Genomic DNA, 16,378 nt, shown 5'->3' on the forward strand with positions numbered 1-16,378 from the left:
CGCGCCATGACAGGAATCGCACCCACCGCTGCCGGATCGCAGGTGCTCGACGACCGGACGGCCACCAAGGTCACCTTCGCGGCGCTCGTCGGCAACGCGCTGGAGTGGTACGACTTCTTCCTGTTCACCACCGCCACCGCGCTGGTGTTCAACGTCCAGTACTTCGCGTCCGACGATCCGGTCACCGCGGCGATGGCCTCGTTCGCGACCCTCGCCGTCGGGTTCATCGCCCGCCCGCTGGGTGGGCTGATCTTCGGCCGGATGGGCGACCGGGTGGGCCGCCGCAGAACCCTGCTCATCACCGTCGTGCTCATCGGCGTGACCACCGGGCTGATCGGCGTGCTGCCCAACCAGTTCACCATCGGGGTGGCGGCGCCCATCCTGCTGACGCTGTTGCGGATCGTGCAGGGCCTGGCCCTCGGCGGGGAGTGGAGCGGCGCGATCATCATCGCGGTCGAGCACGCGCCGCCCGCCAAGCGCGGCCGGTTCGCGGCGCTGCCGCAGATCGGCTCGCCGATCGGGACCCTGCTGTCCTCGGGCGCCTTCGCGCTGGTGTCGCTGCTGTCCCGGGAGAGCTTCGACGCGTGGGGCTGGCGGCTGCCGTTCCTCGCGGCGATCCCGTTGCTGCTGATCGCCGTGTTCATCCGGCGGCAGCTGGAGGAGTCGCCCGCGTTCCGGGAACTGGTGGAGCACAACGAGGTCGCGCACGCCCCGCTCACCCGGGTCTTCCGCGAGTCGTGGCGCCAGGTGCTGGTCGGGGCCGGGGTGGCCTTCCTCGGCATGGGCGGCTTCTACCTGGTCACCACGTTCGTCATCAGTTACGGGACCCGGGTGCTGCATCTCGACCGGACGCTGCTGCTTTCCGGCACGCTCGTCGCCGCGGTCGGCGAGATCTTCGTGATCGTCGTGGCCGGTCGGCTGACCGAGCGGTTCGGCGCCACCCGCGTGGTGGCCGGCGGCGGCCTGGCGACCGCGATCCTCGCGTTCCCGGTCTTCTGGCTGATCGAGTCGAGGGCGCCGGTCCTGGTGATCCTCGCGATGACGATCGGCGTGGGCGCCCTGTCGTTCTCCTACGGCGCCTGCGGAACCGTGCTCGCGGGGTTGTTCCCGCCCGCGTTGCGGTACAGCGGGGTCGCCATCGCCTCCAACGCGGCCGCCGTGCTCAGCGGATGCGTCCCGCTGATCGCCACCGCGCTCTTCGCCGCCAGCGGGAACCAGATCTGGACCGCCGCGGTGATCTTCATCGTGATCGCCCTGACCACCGGGGTCTCGGGCTTGTTCTTCCCGCGCTTGAGCATCGGCGAAGCGGGTATTCGAAACTGACGAAGAGGAGACCGATGAACGCCGCAGACCGCGCGGTCCTGGACGACTTCCACGCCCTGTCCGCCCTCGGCGCGACCGAGGCGGGCGGGGTCGAACGGCAGGCCGCGACCGAGGCCGACCGGCAGACCAGGGAGTGGCTGGTCGACTGGCTGACCACCCGCGGGTTCACCACCACCGTCGACCGGATCGGCAACCTGTTCGGCCTCCGGGAATGGACGCCGGGTGCGCCCTTCGTGCTCGTCGGGTCGCATTTGGACTCCCAGCCCCGGGGTGGCCGGTACGACGGCGCCTACGGGGTGCTCGCCGCCGCGCACGCCGTGCAACGCGTGCACGAGCGCTTCGCCTCGAGCGGTGAGACGCCGCCGTTCAACGCGGCCGTGGTGAACTGGTTCAACGAGGAGGGATCCCGGTTCAAGCCCAGCATGATGGGCAGTGCCGTGTACACCGGGAAGATGCCGCTCGAAGAAGCCTTGGCGGTCACCGATCTGGACGGCGTGAGCGTCGAGGAAGCCTTGGCGCGCATCGGTTTCCTCGGCGAGCAGGACGGCCCCCGCGCGGCCTTCGCCGCCGAGATCCACATCGAACAGGGTCGCGTCCTGGACAAGGAAGGCATCCAGATCGGGCTCGTGGAATCCAACTGGGCCGCGCACAAGTACCAGATCTCGGTGGTGGGCGCCCAGTCACACACCGGGTCGACGGTCATGGCCGACCGGCAGGACGCGCTGCTGGGCGCCGCGCGGGTGATCGTCGCGGTCCGCGAACTGGTCGACCGGTTCCCCGACACGCCCCTGCACACCTCGGCCGGACAGTTGTTCGTGCACCCCAATTCGCCGGTCGTCGTGGCGCGGGAGGCCGAACTGCACCTGGACCTCCGCTCGGAAAGCCTCGAAGTGCTGCAGGAGGCGGACGCGATCCTCAACCGCGAGTTCGCCGCCATCGAAGCCTCGACGAACGTCAAGATCGTCAAGAAGAGCGCGCACTTCTGGCCGGTGAACCCGTACCAGCCCGAAGGCGTCGAACTCGCGCGGGAAGCGGCCGAAGCGCTCGGCCTCTCCCACCGCCCGATGCTGACCCTCGCCGGGCACGACTCGACGAACCTCAAGGACATCGTGCCGACCGTCATGCTGTTCGTGCCCAGCGTGGAAGGCATCTCGCACAACGAACACGAGTTCACGCACGACGAGGACATCTGCGCCGGGGTGAACCTGCTGACCGAGGTGGTGGCCCGCCTCTGCCGCGGCGACCTGCGGAGCTGAAGCATCAGCGCCCTAGAACGGACACCAACCGCGCCAGCAGATAGGAGCACGCCCAGCGGGACTCGGTGCCCTTCGGATTGGTTGCGCCCTTCGCGAGCTTGACCGCGAGCTTGCGGGGCTCGGGGAGCGTAGTCGGGTCGTCGGCGCCCTGCAGCGCAACTTTCCATTCGAGCTGGGTCAGCCGGGAAATCTCACTCGCCACGATCAGGCGGCGGACCTTGGGATCGTTCTCCAACACCTGAACCACCAGGTCGGCGTTGTGCTTGCCGGGGAGCTTGGCGACAACGCTCAGCGAGTTGGTCCGGAGCGTGGCCGTGTCGCCCTCGACGGCCCACTTGCGGAACCACTCGGCCGCCTTCTCCGAGACGACATTGCCCAAGCTCACGTCGGTCCGGTGGGCCGTCGGGGTGTTGCGCAGTGCGCCCGGGTCGCCGCGCTCGACACCGGCCAGCAAGGTCGCGCGGCTCGCCTTCGTGAGGATCAGGAGTTTCTTGTGCGTGATGTCCTTGCGCCACATGTCGACTCCCAGCACCTTCTGGTATGCCGCGATCAGTTCCAACGACGCCGTGCGCTGGCCTGTCTCGACCATGCCGAGCAGCGACTTCGAGAACTTGATCTTCTTCGCCATCTCGGTCAGCGACAGGCCCGCGCCCTCACGTTCGGCCCGCAGCCGGGAGCCCGGCACGGTTGTGGACACTCTGTGGACTCCCAAACCGTTCAGTTCACTGTCAGTGGCTCCGAGATTACTCCTGAGCACGCGCGTGCCGAGCGTGGTTTCTCGAGTGTGTGAGTGCGAAGAGTTCCGCGCTGAGCGCGCGGTTCGTAGAGTCAACAACGATTACCGGAGGAGCAATGGTGCTCACGATTCCCAGCGGCAGGCACGATGGCGATGACGACTCCCAGACCGATCATTACGGCCAAGGCTCCGCGGGCGGTGACCAGGTTAGCGGCGACAAGAAGTGACCGGCGTCGACTCGCTTACGCGTGACTTGGAAGCGGCCGGGGATCTCCCGGCCGCGCTCCGGCCGATCTTCGAGCGGGTGGCGCGTGAATGGTTCATCCCGGACCAGGCATGGGTCAAGGAGAGCGGCGTCTACCAGCCGATCGACCGCGGCACCGACGCGACGCGCTGGCTCGCGGTGGTGAATTCGGACCGGGTGGTCGTGACCCAGTTCGACGACGGCCGCGCGCAGTGGCCGCGGGCAGGGAAAATCCCGACCTGCTCGGCGTCGATGCCCTCGGTGGTCGCCGCCATGCTCGACGCGCTCGACGTGGGTGTGGGGCACCGGGTGCTGGAGATCGGCACCGGAACCGGTTACAACGCCGCGCTGCTCGCCGAACTCGTCCGCGCCAGCGGATGGGTGACCACGGTCGAGGTCGACGACCACCTGATGGTCGGGGCACGGCGGCGGCTCACCGATTCCGGGTACTCGCACGTGCGGACCGTGCTCGGCGACGGCGCGAACGGCAACCCCGCTGGCGGGCCGTATGACCGCGTCATGGCGACCGCGGCCGTGCACCTCGGCCGGGTGCCGTATGCGTGGGTGGAGCAGACCCGGCCGGGTGGAGTGATCCTCGCGCCGGTCCGGGCCGACCTCGCCTCCGGGCCGCTGGTGCGGTTCATCGTCGGCGACGACGGGACCGCCACCGGCCGGGCCCTGCCGATCGGCGTCGGGTTCATGGAGCTGCGGTCCCAGCGCACCCCGCCGATGGGCTCGGACTTTCGGTGGGACGCCGACGGTGACGGCGTTGACCAGCAGGTGACCGATACTTGTCCGAGCGACTTGCTCGACGACTCGTCCGCCCGCTGGGCGCTGGCCGTGGCGCTGCCCTCGTGCCGGTACGACGTCGAGGACGCCACCGACGAACGGCCGTTCGAAGTGTGGTCGCTGCACGATCCGGTCTCCGACTCGTGGGCGAGCATCACGCCCGCCGAGGCTCAGGACGGAACCTACCTAGTCCGGCAGGCCGGGCCGCGCCGCCTCTGGGACGCCGCCACCGCGGCCTACCGGTGGTGGAAGGACAACGGCAGCCCCACGCCGTTGTCGTGGCAATGGAAGATCACCTCCGAGGGGCAAACCGTCATCCTCGAAAGCTGAGCACGTGCGAGGTGTCGTCGGAACACTCGCCTCCGAGCCTAGGAGCGCGCGAAGTCGGCGATCAGTTTCCAGGTCGCATCGGGGGCCTCCTCCTGGGCGTAGTGTCCGGCGTCGGGTATCAGGGCGGCTTCGACGTGCTGGATTCCGGCGGCGCGCAGGCCGTCGACGTAATCGCCGAGCTGTCCGCTCGTCGTGTCGCCGCGCAGGTAGAGCAGGGGAGTGGTGACCGGCGGGGTCATGGCGGCGTTGCGTTCGGCGTCCAGTGGAAACGTGCGGTACCAGTTGAACCCCGCGGTCAGCGCCGCGTCGGAGGCGTACGCCCGCGCGTAGATCTCCCGCGACTCCGCCGGGATCGCGGTGGCCCCGTCGACCGACAGGATGTCGAAGAAGTAGCCGAAGTAGTCCCGTTGCCTCCCCTGAACCAGTCGTTCCGGCAGCTCGGGAACGGCATGCATCCCGAAGTGCCAGATGTACGGATTGCGCACCACGCGTTCCCACGGATCGAGGCCGGGGACGACCACGTCCATGATGACCGCCTTGCGGAGGTCGCCGAACTCGCGCAGGTACGAGTAGGCGATCATGCCGCCGACGTCCTGCCCCACCAGCACGACATCGCGCAGCGCCAAGGCCCGGATCACCTCGTGCACGACCCGCGCGAGCGCGGCCTTCGATCCGTCGGTGGCCGCGCCGGTGGAGCCGCCGATGCCGGGCAGATCGAAGGCCACCGCGCGGAACTCGGCGGCCGCGAGCCGCTGCACCGCGGCCCAGGAATGCGCGGACTCGGGCCAGCCGTGCAGGAACAGCAACGCGGGCGCGTCCGGATCGCCCGCCTCCACCACGTGCAACGAGGACGAGCCGAGCTGGACCTGATTTTCGCGGAAGGAACTCACGAATCCTGTTTAGCGCACCCCACCGACAGTTCGCTCATACCGCCAAGTGGCCGCCGTCGACCGGCACGATCGCCCCGGTGACATACGCGGCCGCGCGCGAGCACAGGAACGTGATCACCGAGGCCACCTCGTCCGGTCGCCCGAACCGGCCGAGCGGGATCCGCGCCAGCACCGCCGCCGAGGCCGCCGGATCGTCGAGCACCCCGCGGGCGAGCCGGGTCACCACGAATCCGGGCGCCACCGCGTTCACCCGGATGCCCTCGCGCGCGTACTCCGCGGCCAGCGAGCGGGTCAGCTGCGAGACCCCGCCCTTGCTCGCGCTGTAGGCGGGCCGGTCCGCGCTGCCGAAGAACGCGAACATGGAGGAAACGTTCACGATCGCGCCGCCGGATTCGGCCAGCCGCGGCCGGGCCGCCTCGCTCGCCACCAGGACCGAGGAGAGGTTCACCGCGAGCACCCGGTCCCAGGCGGCGAGGTCGTACTCCTCGCGGTCCCGGCTGATTCCCGCGCAGTTGACCAGGCAGTCCAGCCGGTCCGCGGAAGCGATCCGGCGGGCGAAACCGCCGCGGTCGGTGACGTCCTGCTCGACCACTTCGATCCGGTCGTGGCGCGGCAACTCGCCGGGATCCTCCGGCCGCAGGCCGAGCGCGACGACCTCGGCGCCGTCGGCGGCGAAGGCCAGCGCGGTGGCCGCCCCGATCCCGGACGTCCCGCCGGTGACGAACACCGAACTGCCCGCGAACCTCATCCGGCGGCTCCCCTCGGCCGCACCAGCACCTTGATCTGGTCCGCGCTGCCGAGCAGCGCATCGAACCCCGCGGTCACCACGTCGTCGAGCGCGATCACGGACGTGACGATCGGCGTCAGATCGACCCGCCCGGCCAGCCGGATCAGCTCCGGGTGGCAGTACCGGTAACCGACGCTGGTCACGATCGACTGCTCGTCGTTGACCAGGGAGAAGGCGTCGAGGGAGACCTCGCCGCCGAGCCCGACCAGGATGATCTTCCCGCCCCGGCGGGTCGCGGCCTGGCAGGTGCGCAGGGTGGCCTCGGCGCCGACGACCTCGAACGCGAGATCGGCCCCCTGCCCGCGGGTCAGCGCGCGGACCCGCCCGCCGACGCCGGGTTCGGCCGCGTCGACGAGATCGGTCGCGCCGAGTTCGCCCGCCAGCGCCAGCCGGTTGGCGGCCACGTCGGCGGCGATGATCCGGCCCACCCCGAGTTCGGCCGCGAGCAGGACGATCAGCAGGCCGATCGGACCCAGGCCGAGCACCAGGACCGTGTCACCGCGCCCCGCGCCGGACCGCCGCAGCGCGTGCAGCGCGACCGCCGCCGGTTCGAACACCGCCGCCTGTTCCAGGGAAACCGAGGGCGGCAACGGATGCAGCATGTACGCCGGGACCGTCGCGTACTCGGCCAGGCCGCCGTGGCCCATCAACCCGGCGAAACCGAAGTGGCGGCAGATGTTGTACTCCCCGGCCTCGCAGCGGGGACAGGCGCCGCACCGGTAGTTCGGCTCCACGGCGACCGGATCGCCGGGCGCCGGCCCGGTCACCCCGGGGCCGACTTCGGCGACCGTGCCGCAGAACTCGTGGCCGAGCACCAGCGGCGCGGTCACCCCCGAGGCGGGATGCGGCGCGGAAACCGGGATCGCGTGCGGCCCGTCGCGGTACTCGTGCAGGTCGCTGCCGCAGATCCCGCAGTAGGCCACCTCGACGCGGACCTCGCCGGGCCCGGGCGCGGGCAGGTCCACGTCGGTGATCCGGACGTCCCGGGCCCCGTACCAGACCGCGGCCCTCATACCGTCACTTCCCTTCTGCGCAGCACCGCGGGCGCGGTCTCCCGCAAGCCGAGCGACAGCAGGACGACCACCACGGCCCCGCCCGCGGCGATGTACATCGCGGCCTGCAGGCCCCAGGCGTCCGACGCGCGCCCGGCGATCAACGGGCCGAGGAAACCACCCGCGAGTTCGCCGACGCCCATGACCAGCCCGAGCGTGGTGGCCAGCGCGCCGCGCGGGACCGTCTCCGCCGGAATCGTGGCCATGAACAGGGTGAAGCAGCCGAGCCCGGTGTAGCTGAGCACGACGACCAGCCCGAGCACCACCGGATTCGGCACGACCACCACCGCGAGCGGGCACACCGCGGCGATCGCGGTGAACACGATCAGCGTGCTCCGGCGGCCGATCCGGTCCGAAACGGCCGGGGTGAGGAAGCCCCAGAGCACCCACGCCACCCCGAAACACGTCATGACCGCGCTCATGGTGCCCGGGCTGAACCCCTTGACCTCGGTCAGGTAGGTCGGGGTGAACGTGATGATCACGACGAACCAGGTGAGGTAGCAGCAGGCGATCAGCACGCACAGCACGATGTTGCGTTCCCGCAACACCTGCCGCAGCGTGGGTTTCGGCTCCGCCACCGGTTCCTCGACCGTCCGGACCGGACCGCCGGGCGGCACCTCCCGCACCGATTTCCAGATCCACGCGGCGAGCAGCAGCCCGGGCACGATCGTCACGTAGAAGGCGACCCGCCAGCCGAAGTGCTCGGCGGTCCACACCACGACCAGCGGGGACAGGATGCCGCCGAGCAACCCGGCCGAGGACCCCTGCACCAGCCCCATGTTCAGGCCCCGGCGGTGTTCGGCGGACGCCTCGACCATCAGCGACTGGGCGACCGGGAGCACCGCCCCCTCGGCGATGCCCATCAGCGCGCGGGCGGCCAGCAGGCCGAGGAATCCGCTCATCAGCCCGGAAATCGCGGAGAACGCCGAGAACAGCAGGACCGCGCCGATCAGGATCGGCTTGCGGCTGCCGAGCCTGTCCGACAGGCGACCCGCGAACAACCCGGACAGCGCCCAGGTGAGCGCCAGCACCCCGGACAGCGTGCCGAGCTGGGTGTTGGTCAGCTCGAAGTCCTTGCCGATGAACGGGGCCAGGAAGGACAGCGCCTGCCGGTCGAAGAAGACGAACCCGAAGGAGAGGAACAGGATCAGGAGCAGCAGGCCCTCATAGCGGCGGGTGGCCGCCTCGGGCGCCTTGATGCCGGGCATGGGACCTCACGTCGGTGGGAGGAAGCGGTCGGTCAGCGGAACAGCGAGTTGACGTAGTCGGCGCCGATGCCGACCCGGTCGTAGTGCTCGCGGCACATGGCGATGTAGTCGTGCACGTCGAAGTAGCCCGTGGTTTCGCCGTTCTCGTCCAGCCAGATCAGCGGTCCCTTGACGATGAACAGGGCCTTCATCGGCTCCGGGGTGTCGTAGGCGACCAGGGTGTGGCCCTCGCCGGGCGCTTCGTAGACGAAATCACCCGCCGACGCGGTCCACGGGCGTTCGAGGTAGCCCCACTTCCCGGAGATCGTGTACGCGAACACCTCGTGCGGGTGGTAGTGCCGGTTGACCAGGCCGGCCTCCTTGGCCCGCAGGATGTCCGACCACGAGTTGTCCTTGACGTTGATCCACAGTGGACGCGAGCCGACGGTGTCGGTGAACGGCGCGTAGTACCGGTCGTCGTCGGTGGCCACCTGGGACAGGTAGACCTCGGGCTGCGCGTCGGGTTTGAACGAGTTCTGGATCGGCTTGAGGTCCTTCCAGAACTCCGCGTTGGCCTGTTCGGGCATGGTTGGCTCCCTTCATACGAGCTTCTGAGTGAACCTCGCCGGAGGGACCATGTCTTTCCCGTAGCGGACTGCGCCGATTGCCTGAATCGGACACGGCGGCGGTGACGGTCCGGAAAGGCGCACCGGCCGTTACCGGCGCTACTCCGGATGGCCGCATGCGCTGGGTAGGGTGCCGGTGTGGAGATGCTGCACCTGCGCTACTTCGTGGCGGTCGCGGAAGAGCTGAACTTCTCGCAGGCCGCGCGCAGGTTGCACATGGCCGCGTCGCCGCTGAGCCAGCGGATCAAGGACCTGGAACACGAGCTGGGCCAGCCGCTGTTCGAGCGCAGCACGCATCGCGTCGCGCTGACCCCGGCGGGCGCCGCGCTGCTGCCGCTGGCCCGGGACGTCCTCGAACGGGTGAACGCGATCCCGTGGAAACTGCGCGAGGCGGTCCGGCCGCAGCGCAGCACGGTGTTCGTCGGCGTTCCGGCAGCGGTGCATCCGAAACTGCGCGAGCGCCTCGAGGCCCTGCGCCAGCGGTGCCGGGACACCTTCGAGCTCAAGCGGTGGCCCGGTCCGTCGCCCGATCTCACGGCCGCGGTGCGCGACGGGCGGCTCGCGCTCACCCTGGCCCGGCTGCCGATCACCGATCCGGAACTCGAGCTGATGGAGGTCATGACCGAACGGCTCGGCGCGGCCCTGCCCGCCGAGCGCTTCGCCGGGCGGGATTCCGTCCGATTGTCCGAACTCGCCGATCTGTCCTTTATCTCCTCGCCGATCTACACCGCACCCGCCTCGTTCGAGGAACTCGACGCCCGGCTCAATTCCGCCGGGGTGAAGAAACGCATCAGGGTCGACAACGCCGACTATTCCGGAATTGCCGAACTCGTTTCCAGTGGAATCGCGTTCTCGGTCACGATTCTCGATCCGGAGATCGTCCGGCGGCGGTACGACCGGGAGGACGTGGTGGTGCTGCCGTTCGAGGACTTCAGCCCGGAACTGGCGACCGCGCTGGTGTGGCGCCGGGACCGGGCCCAGCCAGGCGGTGACCTGGCGGACTTGGTCGGGCAGGCGAAAGATGTCTTCGCCGATCCGCTGACCGATTAATTCCGGGAATTCCAAGAATGGTGTGACCGCTGCGGTCATACCATTGTTCGCCCATTGATCATTCCCATTCTCCTCGGCTCGTCCTAGCTTGGAAGTAGAGCGAAGAGAGTCGAAAAGGGGATGAGAACGAATGACGGAAACCACCGCCGGCCCGCTGGACGGGGTCCGCGTGATCGACCTGTCGACCGTGGTGATGGGCCCGTACGCGGCGCAGATCCTGGGCGACCTCGGCGCGGACGTGGTGAAGATCGAGTCGCCTTCGGACACCGTCCGCAACGGCAGCTACCACCGCTCCCCGGGGATGACCGCGCTCAGCCTCAACGTCAACCGCAACAAGCGCAGCGTCGCGCTGAACCTCAAGGACGAAACCGACCACCAGCGCGCGCTCGAGCTCATCGGCGCCGCAGACGTGCTGATCACCAACATGCGCCCGGGCGCCCTGTCCAGGCTCCGGCTGAGCTACGACGACCTCGCCGAGCGCAACCCCGGACTGGTCTACGCGCACGCGCAGGGCTTCCGCGGTGACTCCGACCGCGCCGGGCACGCCGCCTACGACGAGACCATCCAGGCGTCCTCCGGCCTGGTCGACGTGGCGAACCGGGCCCTGGGCAAACCGGTCTACCTGCCGACGATCCTGGGCGACAAGGTCTCCTCGCTGACCATCGTCTACTCGGTCCTCGCCGCGCTGGTGCACCGGAACAAGACCGGTGCGGGGCAGTACGTCGAGGTCCCGATGACCGACACGCTCATCGCGTTCAACCTGGTCGAACACCTCGCCGGGCGGGTGTTCGAGCCGCCGCTCGGGCCGTCCGGGTTCCCGCTGTCGCTGTCGCCGGGCCACCGCGCGGTCGCCACCAAGGACGGGCTGGCCTGCGTGATCCCGTACAACCCGCAGAACTTCCGGGACTTCTTCGCCGCCGCGGGGCGCCCGGACCTGGCCGCGGACCCGCGGGTGAACGGCGAGGTCATCGACCGCGCCGACAACGACGCGCTGGCCGAGCTGATCGCGGACTGCGCGCCCGCGCTGACCACCGACGAATGGGCCGAGGTGTGCGCCAAGCACAGCATCCCGATGGCGCCGGTGCTGGAACTGGACCGCGCCGACGAGGACCCGTACGTCGCCGAAGGCCACCTGCTCGACGTGGTCGAGCACCCGACCGAGGGCCCGATCCGCACGGTCGGCATCCCGGTGCGGTTCTCCGCCACGCCCGGCTCGATCCGGCGGCTGGCGCCGCGCCCCGGCCAGGACACCGAAGAGGTCTTCGCCGAACTCCGGGAAGGAAGCAAGTCATGATCACCACGAGGGAAGTGCGCACCGAGGTCGTCGGTTGCGCGCTGCTCATCACCATCGACCGGCCGCAGGCCCGCAACGCGGTCAACGCGGCCGTGGCCACCGGACTGTCCGCCGCCGTGGACCAGCTGGAGGCCGATCCCGCGCTGCGCGCCGGGGTGCTGACCGGCGCCGAGGGCACGTTCAGCGCGGGGATGGACCTCAAGGCCGCGCTGGCGGGCGAGTCCCCGAACGTTCCCGGGCGCGGCTTCGGCGGCCTTGCCCGGGCCGAGACCGCGAAACCGCTGATCGCCGCGGTCGAGGGCTGGGCGATGGGCGGCGGGTTCGAGCTGGCGCTCGGCTGCGATCTGATCGTGGCCGCCGAGGACGCGAAGTTCGGCCTGCCCGAGGTCAAACGCGGTCTGGTCGCCGCGGGCGGCGGGGCGATCCGGCTGCCCAAGCGCATCCCGTACCACCTGGCGATGGAGTTGCTGCTCACCGGCGAACCGATCACCGGTGCGCGGGCCGCCCGGCTCGGCCTGGTCAACCGGCTGGTCCCGGCGGGCGAGGCGGCCAGCGCCGCGCTGCGACTCGCCGACCAGCTCGCCGCGAACGCGCCGCTCGCGCTGGGCGCGGTGAAGAAGATCGTCCGGGCCGCCGAGGGCACCCCGGAATCGGCCGCCTTCGCCGCGCAGGAACGGGAACTGGCCGGGTTGATGGGTTCGCGGGACGTGCGCGAGGGCATGCGGGCCTTCGCCGAGCGCCGCGACCCGGTGTGGCGGGGGAAGTGAGGACCATGCGTTCCGAAGAAGTCGTCCGGCACGTCAGCACCCCGCTGATGAACCCGGCCTACCCGCCGATCAAGCCCCGGTTCACCGACCGCGAGTACCTCAACATCGTCTACCGCACCGACGCCGACGCCCTGCGCGCGGTGGTGCCGGAGCCGCTGGAGATCGACGAACCGCTGGTGCGCTTCGAGGTCATGCGGATGGGCGACGTGAGCGGTTACGGGCCCTACACCGAGGCCGGGCAGGCGATTCCGGTGCGGTTCGGCGACGAGCGCGGCGAGTACCTGCACGCGATGTACCTGGACAACTTCCCGGCCACCGCGTCCGGCCGCGAGGTAAGTGCCTTTCCGAAAACGGTCGGCGCGCCCCGGCTGTACGTCGACCACGACGTGCTGGTGGGCACGCTCGACTACGGCTCGCTGCGGGTCGCCACCGCGACCATGGGCTACAAGCACTACCCGCTGGACCCGGAGGCGGCGAAGGCGCAGATCACCGTGCCGACCTTCATGCTCAAGCTGGTTCCTGGCTACGACGGCACACCCCGGGTGGCCGAGCTGGTGCGCACCGAGATCACCGACGTGGTGGTGAAGCAGGCCTGGACCGGGCCCGCGCGGTTGCAGCTGTTCGAGCACGTGCTCGCACCGCTGGCCGATCTGCCGGTGCGCGAGGTGGTCTCGGCCAGCCACATCCTCACCGATCTCACCCTCGCGCCTGTGAACCCGGTTCACAACTATTTGAAGGAGTCCTGATGTACACACCGAAAACGGTGGCGGTGATCGGCGCCGGAACGATCGGGTTGTCCTGGGCGGCCCTGTTCGCCGCGCACGATCTGCGGGTCCGGGTCGCCGATCCGCGGCCGGATCTGGCCGAAGCCGTGCGGGACGCGATCGCGGAATTCGCACCGCAGCTCGGCCGGGACGCCGCCGAACTGTCCGCCCGGGTGACGCTCGCCGCGGATGTCGCGGAAGCCGTGCGCGAGGCCGATGTGGTCCAGGAGAACGGTCCGGAGAAGCTCGACTTCAAACGGGACCTGTTCGCCACGCTGGTCCGGGAGGCCCCGGCGCACGCGTTGCTGCTGAGCTCTTCGTCGGCGATCCCGTCGACCGCGTTCACCGGTGAGCTGGCCGACCCCTCGCGTGTCCTCATCGGGCACCCGTTCAACCCGCCGCACATCGTGCCGCTGGTCGAAGTGGTGCCGGGGGAGCGGACCTCGGCGGACGCGGTGACCCGTGCCGTCGAGTTCTACCGTTCGCTCGGCCGCGTTCCGGTGGTGGAACGCAAGGAGATCCCCGGTTTCGTCGGCAACCGGCTGCAGAGCGCGTTGCAGCGCGAGGCGGCTTACCTGGTCGAGCAGGGGGTCGTGGATCCGGCCGAACTGGACACCGTGGTGGTGAACTCGCTGGGCCTGCGCTGGGCGGCGGTCGGCCCGTTCCTCGGTTCGCATCTCGGTGGCGGGCCGGGCGGGTTCCGCCACCTCGCCACGCACATCGGTTCATCGATGCGCCGCCTGGCCCTCGGCGAGCCCGGCAACAGCCCGGAGGCCACCGAACAACTCATCACCGCGGTCGAGAAGGCATACGGCGACCAGCCCGGGCTCGCCGCGGAACGCGACCGCATCCAACTGGCAATCCTGTCCGCACGAGGAGAGACGAAATGACCACCGATTTCTACGGGTACGAAGACCTGCTGTCCGAAGAGGAACGCAAGCTGCTGTTCAAAGCCCGCGATTTCCTCGATGCCGAGATCAAGCCGCTGGTCAACGAGTACTGGGCCAGGGGCGAGTTCCCCCGGGAACTGATCGGCAAGTTCCGCGAACTCGGCCTCGCCGGCCTGCCGTACGAGGGGTACGGCGAGCACCTGCCCGCCGCGAGCCACCTGCTGACCGGCATGCTGGCCGCCGAGTACAGCCGCGTCGACCCGTCCGTGGCCACCTTCTTCGGTGTCCACAACGGACTCGCGATGTACAGCGTCTACCGCGGTGGCGACCAGGAGCAGCGGGACCGCTGGCTGCCCGCCATGGCCGCGATGGACAAGATCGGCGCGTTCGCGATGACCGAGCCGCTCGGTGGGTCCGATGTGGCCGGTGGCATGCGCACCACCGCCCGCCGCGAAGGGGACACCTGGATCCTCAACGGCGCCAAGAAGTGGATCGGCAACGCCACCTTCGCCGATCTGGTCGTCGTCTGGGCCCGCGACGAGGCCGACGACAACGTCAAGGGGTTCGTCGTCGAGAAGGGCACGCCGGGCTTCGTGCCGGTGAAGATCGAGAACAAGATCGCGTTCCGGATCGTGGAGAACGCCGAGATCACCCTGACCGACGTCCGGGTTCCCGAGTCGAACCGGTTGCAGGAAATCCATTCCTTCCGCGATGTCGCCGACATCCTGCGCGCCACCCGCGGTGGTGTCGCCTGGCAGGCCCTCGGCGTCATGATCGGCGCCTACCAGCTCGCGCTGGACTACGCCAAGCAACGCAAGCAGTTCGGTCGCCCGATCGCCAAGTTCCAGCTGGTGCAGGATCTGCTGGTGAAGAGCCTCGGCAACATCACCGCCAGCTGGGGCATGCTCGTCCAGCTCGCCCGCCTGCAGGACGCCGGGGTCTTCCGCGACGAGCATTCCTCGCTCGCGAAGGCGTTCGTCACCTCCCGCATGCGCGAGGTGGTCGCCTGGAGCCGGGAGATCTTCGGCGGCAACGGGATCGTCCTGGACTACGACATCGCCCGCTTCTTCGCCGACGCGGAGGCCATCTATTCCTTCGAAGGCACGCGCGAGATGAACACCCTGATCGTCGGCAAGGCGATCACCGGCCAGAGCGCCTTCGTCTGACATACCATACGGCCGGTATCAGCGAGCCATTCCTCGCCGATACCGGCCCCTTTTGCTGTCCTGGCGGGCTTCAAATTCTTCAACTTACCTGCAACTCTGCTGGTATATTCGGCGGGATGGGACAGCGAACCCGTCGCACGCAGGACGAACGCAGCGCCGAGACCCAGCGCAAGCTGCTCGACGCCACGATCGACTGCCTGGTGGAGTACGGCTATTCGGGGATGACCACGGCCCGGGTCGTCGCCCGCGCCGGGGTCACCCGGGGTGCGCAGGCCCATCATTTCCAGACCAAGGCCGATCTGGTCACCGCCGCACTCCGCCATCTCGCGCTGATCCGCGCCGACCAGGCCCTCCAGGAGGTCACCCGGGTGCCCCTGGCCGACGATCCACTGGGCGCCCTGCTCGAGCTGATTTGGGAGATCCACAACGGCCCGGTGTTCACCGCCACCGTGGAGCTGTGGCTCGCCGCCCGCACCGACCCCGAGCTGCGCGAGCAGATCGCCGTGGTCGAACCCACGGCTACCAGCTCGCTGATCGGTTTCGTCAACACGTTCCCGGTCGACCGCCCCATCCGCCAGGAGATCCTGAACTACGTCTACACGGTCATGGACACCGTCCGCGGCCTGCTCCTCGGCGGCTTCGCCTTCGCCGACCCGGCCCAACTCGACGCCCGCTGGAAACGCGCCAAGGACGAACTCCGCTCCCTGGCCGAAACTCGCCTGGCCGCCCACGACCTCACCCTGTCCCAGGTAATCGCGCTGCTCGATACTCAACCCGCGAAATAGCACACGCGGTGCGTGAACGGGGTGTGTCCACGAACAGCACCGCCCAGCTCGAGCCGAGTGGCCTGTTCTCCCCACTCGGTGACCTCGACACCGTAGATGTCGGTGCGGCGGACCTGGATATCGCACACGGTCATCCCGCGGGCATACCGCGAGATGATCGCGTCGTTGAGCCCGTCGAGACGGCGTTGCCGCTTGCGCACGATGGCGGGCTCGAAGGTGCCGTTGCGGTCGCGGGGGTGCTGGTTGTCGTTGGTTCCTGCTTTGGTCACAGTGTCATACCCTTCCGGGTGGCGAGGAGATCAACTCCCCGACACCCTGTCAGGGCCACGGCTTACACACCTTGTCTTTGTCTAACACGCCCTTGGGGTGAGCAGGCTCGTGGGCCGGGGTTCGTGGAGTGGTTCGGGTTGGCTGGTGTAGGTGCCGCCGGTGGGGGTGGTGA

The 16,378-nt window shown here is 69.4% G+C and carries 17 protein-coding genes; 10 read left to right on the forward strand and 7 right to left on the reverse strand.

The annotated features are described in order from the left end of the window. Nucleotides 1-6: 6 nt before the first annotated feature. Both FXO23_RS35685 and FXO23_RS35690 read left to right on the forward strand, forming a co-directional pair. Nucleotides 7-1,323 (forward strand): MFS transporter, encoded by a 1,317-nt coding sequence (locus FXO23_RS35685; RefSeq protein WP_158890551.1) that lies wholly within the window; start codon nucleotides 7-9, stop codon nucleotides 1,321-1,323. 14 nt (nucleotides 1,324-1,337) lie between these two features. Beyond that, nucleotides 1,338-2,579: a M20 family metallo-hydrolase gene (locus FXO23_RS35690; protein ID WP_158890553.1), complete on the forward strand. Its 1,242-nt coding sequence runs from the start codon at nucleotides 1,338-1,340 to the stop codon at nucleotides 2,577-2,579. A 4-nt stretch (nucleotides 2,580-2,583) separates the two neighbouring features. Here FXO23_RS35690 and FXO23_RS35695 read toward each other — a convergent pair whose 3' ends face one another. Then, nucleotides 2,584-3,264, reverse strand: coding sequence for a helix-turn-helix domain-containing protein (locus FXO23_RS35695; protein ID WP_246258223.1), 681 nt, complete (start codon nucleotides 3,262-3,264; stop codon nucleotides 2,584-2,586). A gap of 274 nt (nucleotides 3,265-3,538) precedes the next feature. Between FXO23_RS35695 and FXO23_RS35700 the strand changes: the two genes are divergently transcribed. After that, complete coding sequence (locus tag FXO23_RS35700) at nucleotides 3,539-4,678, forward strand: methyltransferase domain-containing protein (protein WP_246258224.1); 1,140 nt, start codon at nucleotides 3,539-3,541, stop codon at nucleotides 4,676-4,678. Between the two features lie 38 nt (nucleotides 4,679-4,716). On the opposite strand, the gene FXO23_RS35705 is transcribed toward FXO23_RS35700, so the two are convergent. Genes FXO23_RS35705 through FXO23_RS35725 form a run of 5 tightly spaced genes read right to left on the reverse strand, consistent with a single transcriptional unit; the run spans nucleotide 4,717 to nucleotide 9,181 of the window. Next, nucleotides 4,717-5,568: an alpha/beta fold hydrolase gene (locus tag FXO23_RS35705; RefSeq protein ID WP_158890555.1), complete on the reverse strand. Its 852-nt coding sequence runs from the start codon at nucleotides 5,566-5,568 to the stop codon at nucleotides 4,717-4,719. A 34-nt stretch (nucleotides 5,569-5,602) separates the two neighbouring features. Beyond that, nucleotides 5,603-6,316, reverse strand: coding sequence for an SDR family NAD(P)-dependent oxidoreductase (locus FXO23_RS35710; protein WP_158890557.1), 714 nt, complete (start codon nucleotides 6,314-6,316; stop codon nucleotides 5,603-5,605). Further along, on the reverse strand, nucleotides 6,313-7,368 hold the full coding sequence (locus FXO23_RS35715) for a 2,3-butanediol dehydrogenase (protein WP_158890559.1): 1,056 nt from the start codon (nucleotides 7,366-7,368) through the stop codon (nucleotides 6,313-6,315). The genes FXO23_RS35710 and FXO23_RS35715 overlap by 4 nt, the downstream gene beginning before the upstream one ends. Beyond that, entirely contained in the window at nucleotides 7,365-8,615 is a 1,251-nt protein-coding gene (locus tag FXO23_RS35720; RefSeq protein ID WP_158890561.1) for an MFS transporter, read from the reverse strand. Before FXO23_RS35720 ends, FXO23_RS35715 begins: the two co-directional genes overlap by 4 nt. A gap of 32 nt (nucleotides 8,616-8,647) precedes the next feature. Continuing rightward, the gene (locus FXO23_RS35725; RefSeq protein WP_158890563.1) at nucleotides 8,648-9,181 is read right to left on the reverse strand and encodes a 2,4'-dihydroxyacetophenone dioxygenase family protein; all 534 of its coding nucleotides are present in this window, start codon (nucleotides 9,179-9,181) and stop codon (nucleotides 8,648-8,650) included. A 177-nt stretch (nucleotides 9,182-9,358) separates the two neighbouring features. Here FXO23_RS35725 and FXO23_RS35730 point away from each other — a divergent pair, with 177 nt between their 5' ends. The 7 genes from FXO23_RS35730 (at nucleotide 9,359) to FXO23_RS35760 (ending at nucleotide 15,936) form a co-directional block, all read left to right on the forward strand. Then, complete coding sequence (locus FXO23_RS35730) at nucleotides 9,359-10,270, forward strand: LysR family transcriptional regulator (RefSeq protein ID WP_158890564.1); 912 nt, start codon at nucleotides 9,359-9,361, stop codon at nucleotides 10,268-10,270. Nucleotides 10,271-10,400: 130 nt separating this feature from the next. Further along, complete coding sequence (locus FXO23_RS35735) at nucleotides 10,401-11,564, forward strand: CaiB/BaiF CoA transferase family protein (RefSeq protein WP_158890566.1); 1,164 nt, start codon at nucleotides 10,401-10,403, stop codon at nucleotides 11,562-11,564. After that, nucleotides 11,561-12,331 carry a crotonase/enoyl-CoA hydratase family protein gene (locus FXO23_RS35740; protein ID WP_158890568.1) on the forward strand — a complete coding sequence of 257 codons (771 nt, stop codon included), beginning with the start codon at nucleotides 11,561-11,563 and terminating at the stop codon, nucleotides 12,329-12,331. Before FXO23_RS35735 ends, FXO23_RS35740 begins: the two co-directional genes overlap by 4 nt. A gap of 5 nt (nucleotides 12,332-12,336) precedes the next feature. Further along, nucleotides 12,337-13,077 carry an acetoacetate decarboxylase gene (locus tag FXO23_RS35745; protein ID WP_158890570.1) on the forward strand — a complete coding sequence of 247 codons (741 nt, stop codon included), beginning with the start codon at nucleotides 12,337-12,339 and terminating at the stop codon, nucleotides 13,075-13,077. Next, nucleotides 13,077-13,985 carry a 3-hydroxyacyl-CoA dehydrogenase NAD-binding domain-containing protein gene (locus FXO23_RS35750; RefSeq protein WP_158890572.1) on the forward strand — a complete coding sequence of 303 codons (909 nt, stop codon included), beginning with the start codon at nucleotides 13,077-13,079 and terminating at the stop codon, nucleotides 13,983-13,985. The genes FXO23_RS35745 and FXO23_RS35750 overlap by 1 nt, the downstream gene beginning before the upstream one ends. After that, entirely contained in the window at nucleotides 13,982-15,151 is a 1,170-nt protein-coding gene (locus FXO23_RS35755; RefSeq protein WP_158890574.1) for an acyl-CoA dehydrogenase family protein, read from the forward strand. The genes FXO23_RS35750 and FXO23_RS35755 overlap by 4 nt, the downstream gene beginning before the upstream one ends. Nucleotides 15,152-15,267: 116 nt before the next feature. Further along, the gene (locus FXO23_RS35760) at nucleotides 15,268-15,936 is read left to right on the forward strand and encodes a TetR/AcrR family transcriptional regulator (RefSeq protein ID WP_158890576.1); all 669 of its coding nucleotides are present in this window, start codon (nucleotides 15,268-15,270) and stop codon (nucleotides 15,934-15,936) included. Here the strand turns inward: FXO23_RS35760 and FXO23_RS35765 are convergent. Further along, complete coding sequence (locus FXO23_RS35765) at nucleotides 15,921-16,205, reverse strand: transposase (protein WP_246258225.1); 285 nt, start codon at nucleotides 16,203-16,205, stop codon at nucleotides 15,921-15,923. The genes FXO23_RS35760 and FXO23_RS35765 overlap by 16 nt on opposite strands. Between the last annotated feature and the right edge of the window lie 173 nt (nucleotides 16,206-16,378).

The organism is Amycolatopsis anabasis (assembly GCF_009765355.1).
GTDB lineage: Bacteria > Actinomycetota > Actinomycetes > Mycobacteriales > Pseudonocardiaceae > Amycolatopsis > Amycolatopsis anabasis.

Excerpts from the sequence above, each read along its gene's own strand:
- FXO23_RS35740 (WP_158890568.1), top strand. The coding sequence starts at position 11,561 with ATGATCACCACGAGGGAAGTGCGCACCGAGGTCGTCGGTTGCGCGCTG.
- FXO23_RS35760 (WP_158890576.1), top strand. The coding sequence starts at position 15,268 with ATGGGACAGCGAACCCGTCGCACGCAGGACGAACGCAGCGCCGAGACC.
- FXO23_RS35735 (WP_158890566.1), top strand. The coding sequence starts at position 10,401 with ATGACGGAAACCACCGCCGGCCCGCTGGACGGGGTCCGCGTGATCGAC.
- FXO23_RS35690 (WP_158890553.1), top strand. The coding sequence starts at position 1,338 with ATGAACGCCGCAGACCGCGCGGTCCTGGACGACTTCCACGCCCTGTCC.
- FXO23_RS35720 (WP_158890561.1), bottom strand. The coding sequence starts at position 8,615 with ATGCCCGGCATCAAGGCGCCCGAGGCGGCCACCCGCCGCTATGAGGGC.
- FXO23_RS35715 (WP_158890559.1), bottom strand. The coding sequence starts at position 7,368 with ATGAGGGCCGCGGTCTGGTACGGGGCCCGGGACGTCCGGATCACCGAC.
- FXO23_RS35725 (WP_158890563.1), bottom strand. The coding sequence starts at position 9,181 with ATGCCCGAACAGGCCAACGCGGAGTTCTGGAAGGACCTCAAGCCGATC.
- FXO23_RS35745 (WP_158890570.1), top strand. The coding sequence starts at position 12,337 with ATGCGTTCCGAAGAAGTCGTCCGGCACGTCAGCACCCCGCTGATGAAC.
- FXO23_RS35710 (WP_158890557.1), bottom strand. The coding sequence starts at position 6,316 with ATGAGGTTCGCGGGCAGTTCGGTGTTCGTCACCGGCGGGACGTCCGGG.
- FXO23_RS35685 (WP_158890551.1), top strand. The coding sequence starts at position 7 with ATGACAGGAATCGCACCCACCGCTGCCGGATCGCAGGTGCTCGACGAC.
- FXO23_RS35750 (WP_158890572.1), top strand. The coding sequence starts at position 13,077 with ATGTACACACCGAAAACGGTGGCGGTGATCGGCGCCGGAACGATCGGG.
- FXO23_RS35755 (WP_158890574.1), top strand. The coding sequence starts at position 13,982 with ATGACCACCGATTTCTACGGGTACGAAGACCTGCTGTCCGAAGAGGAA.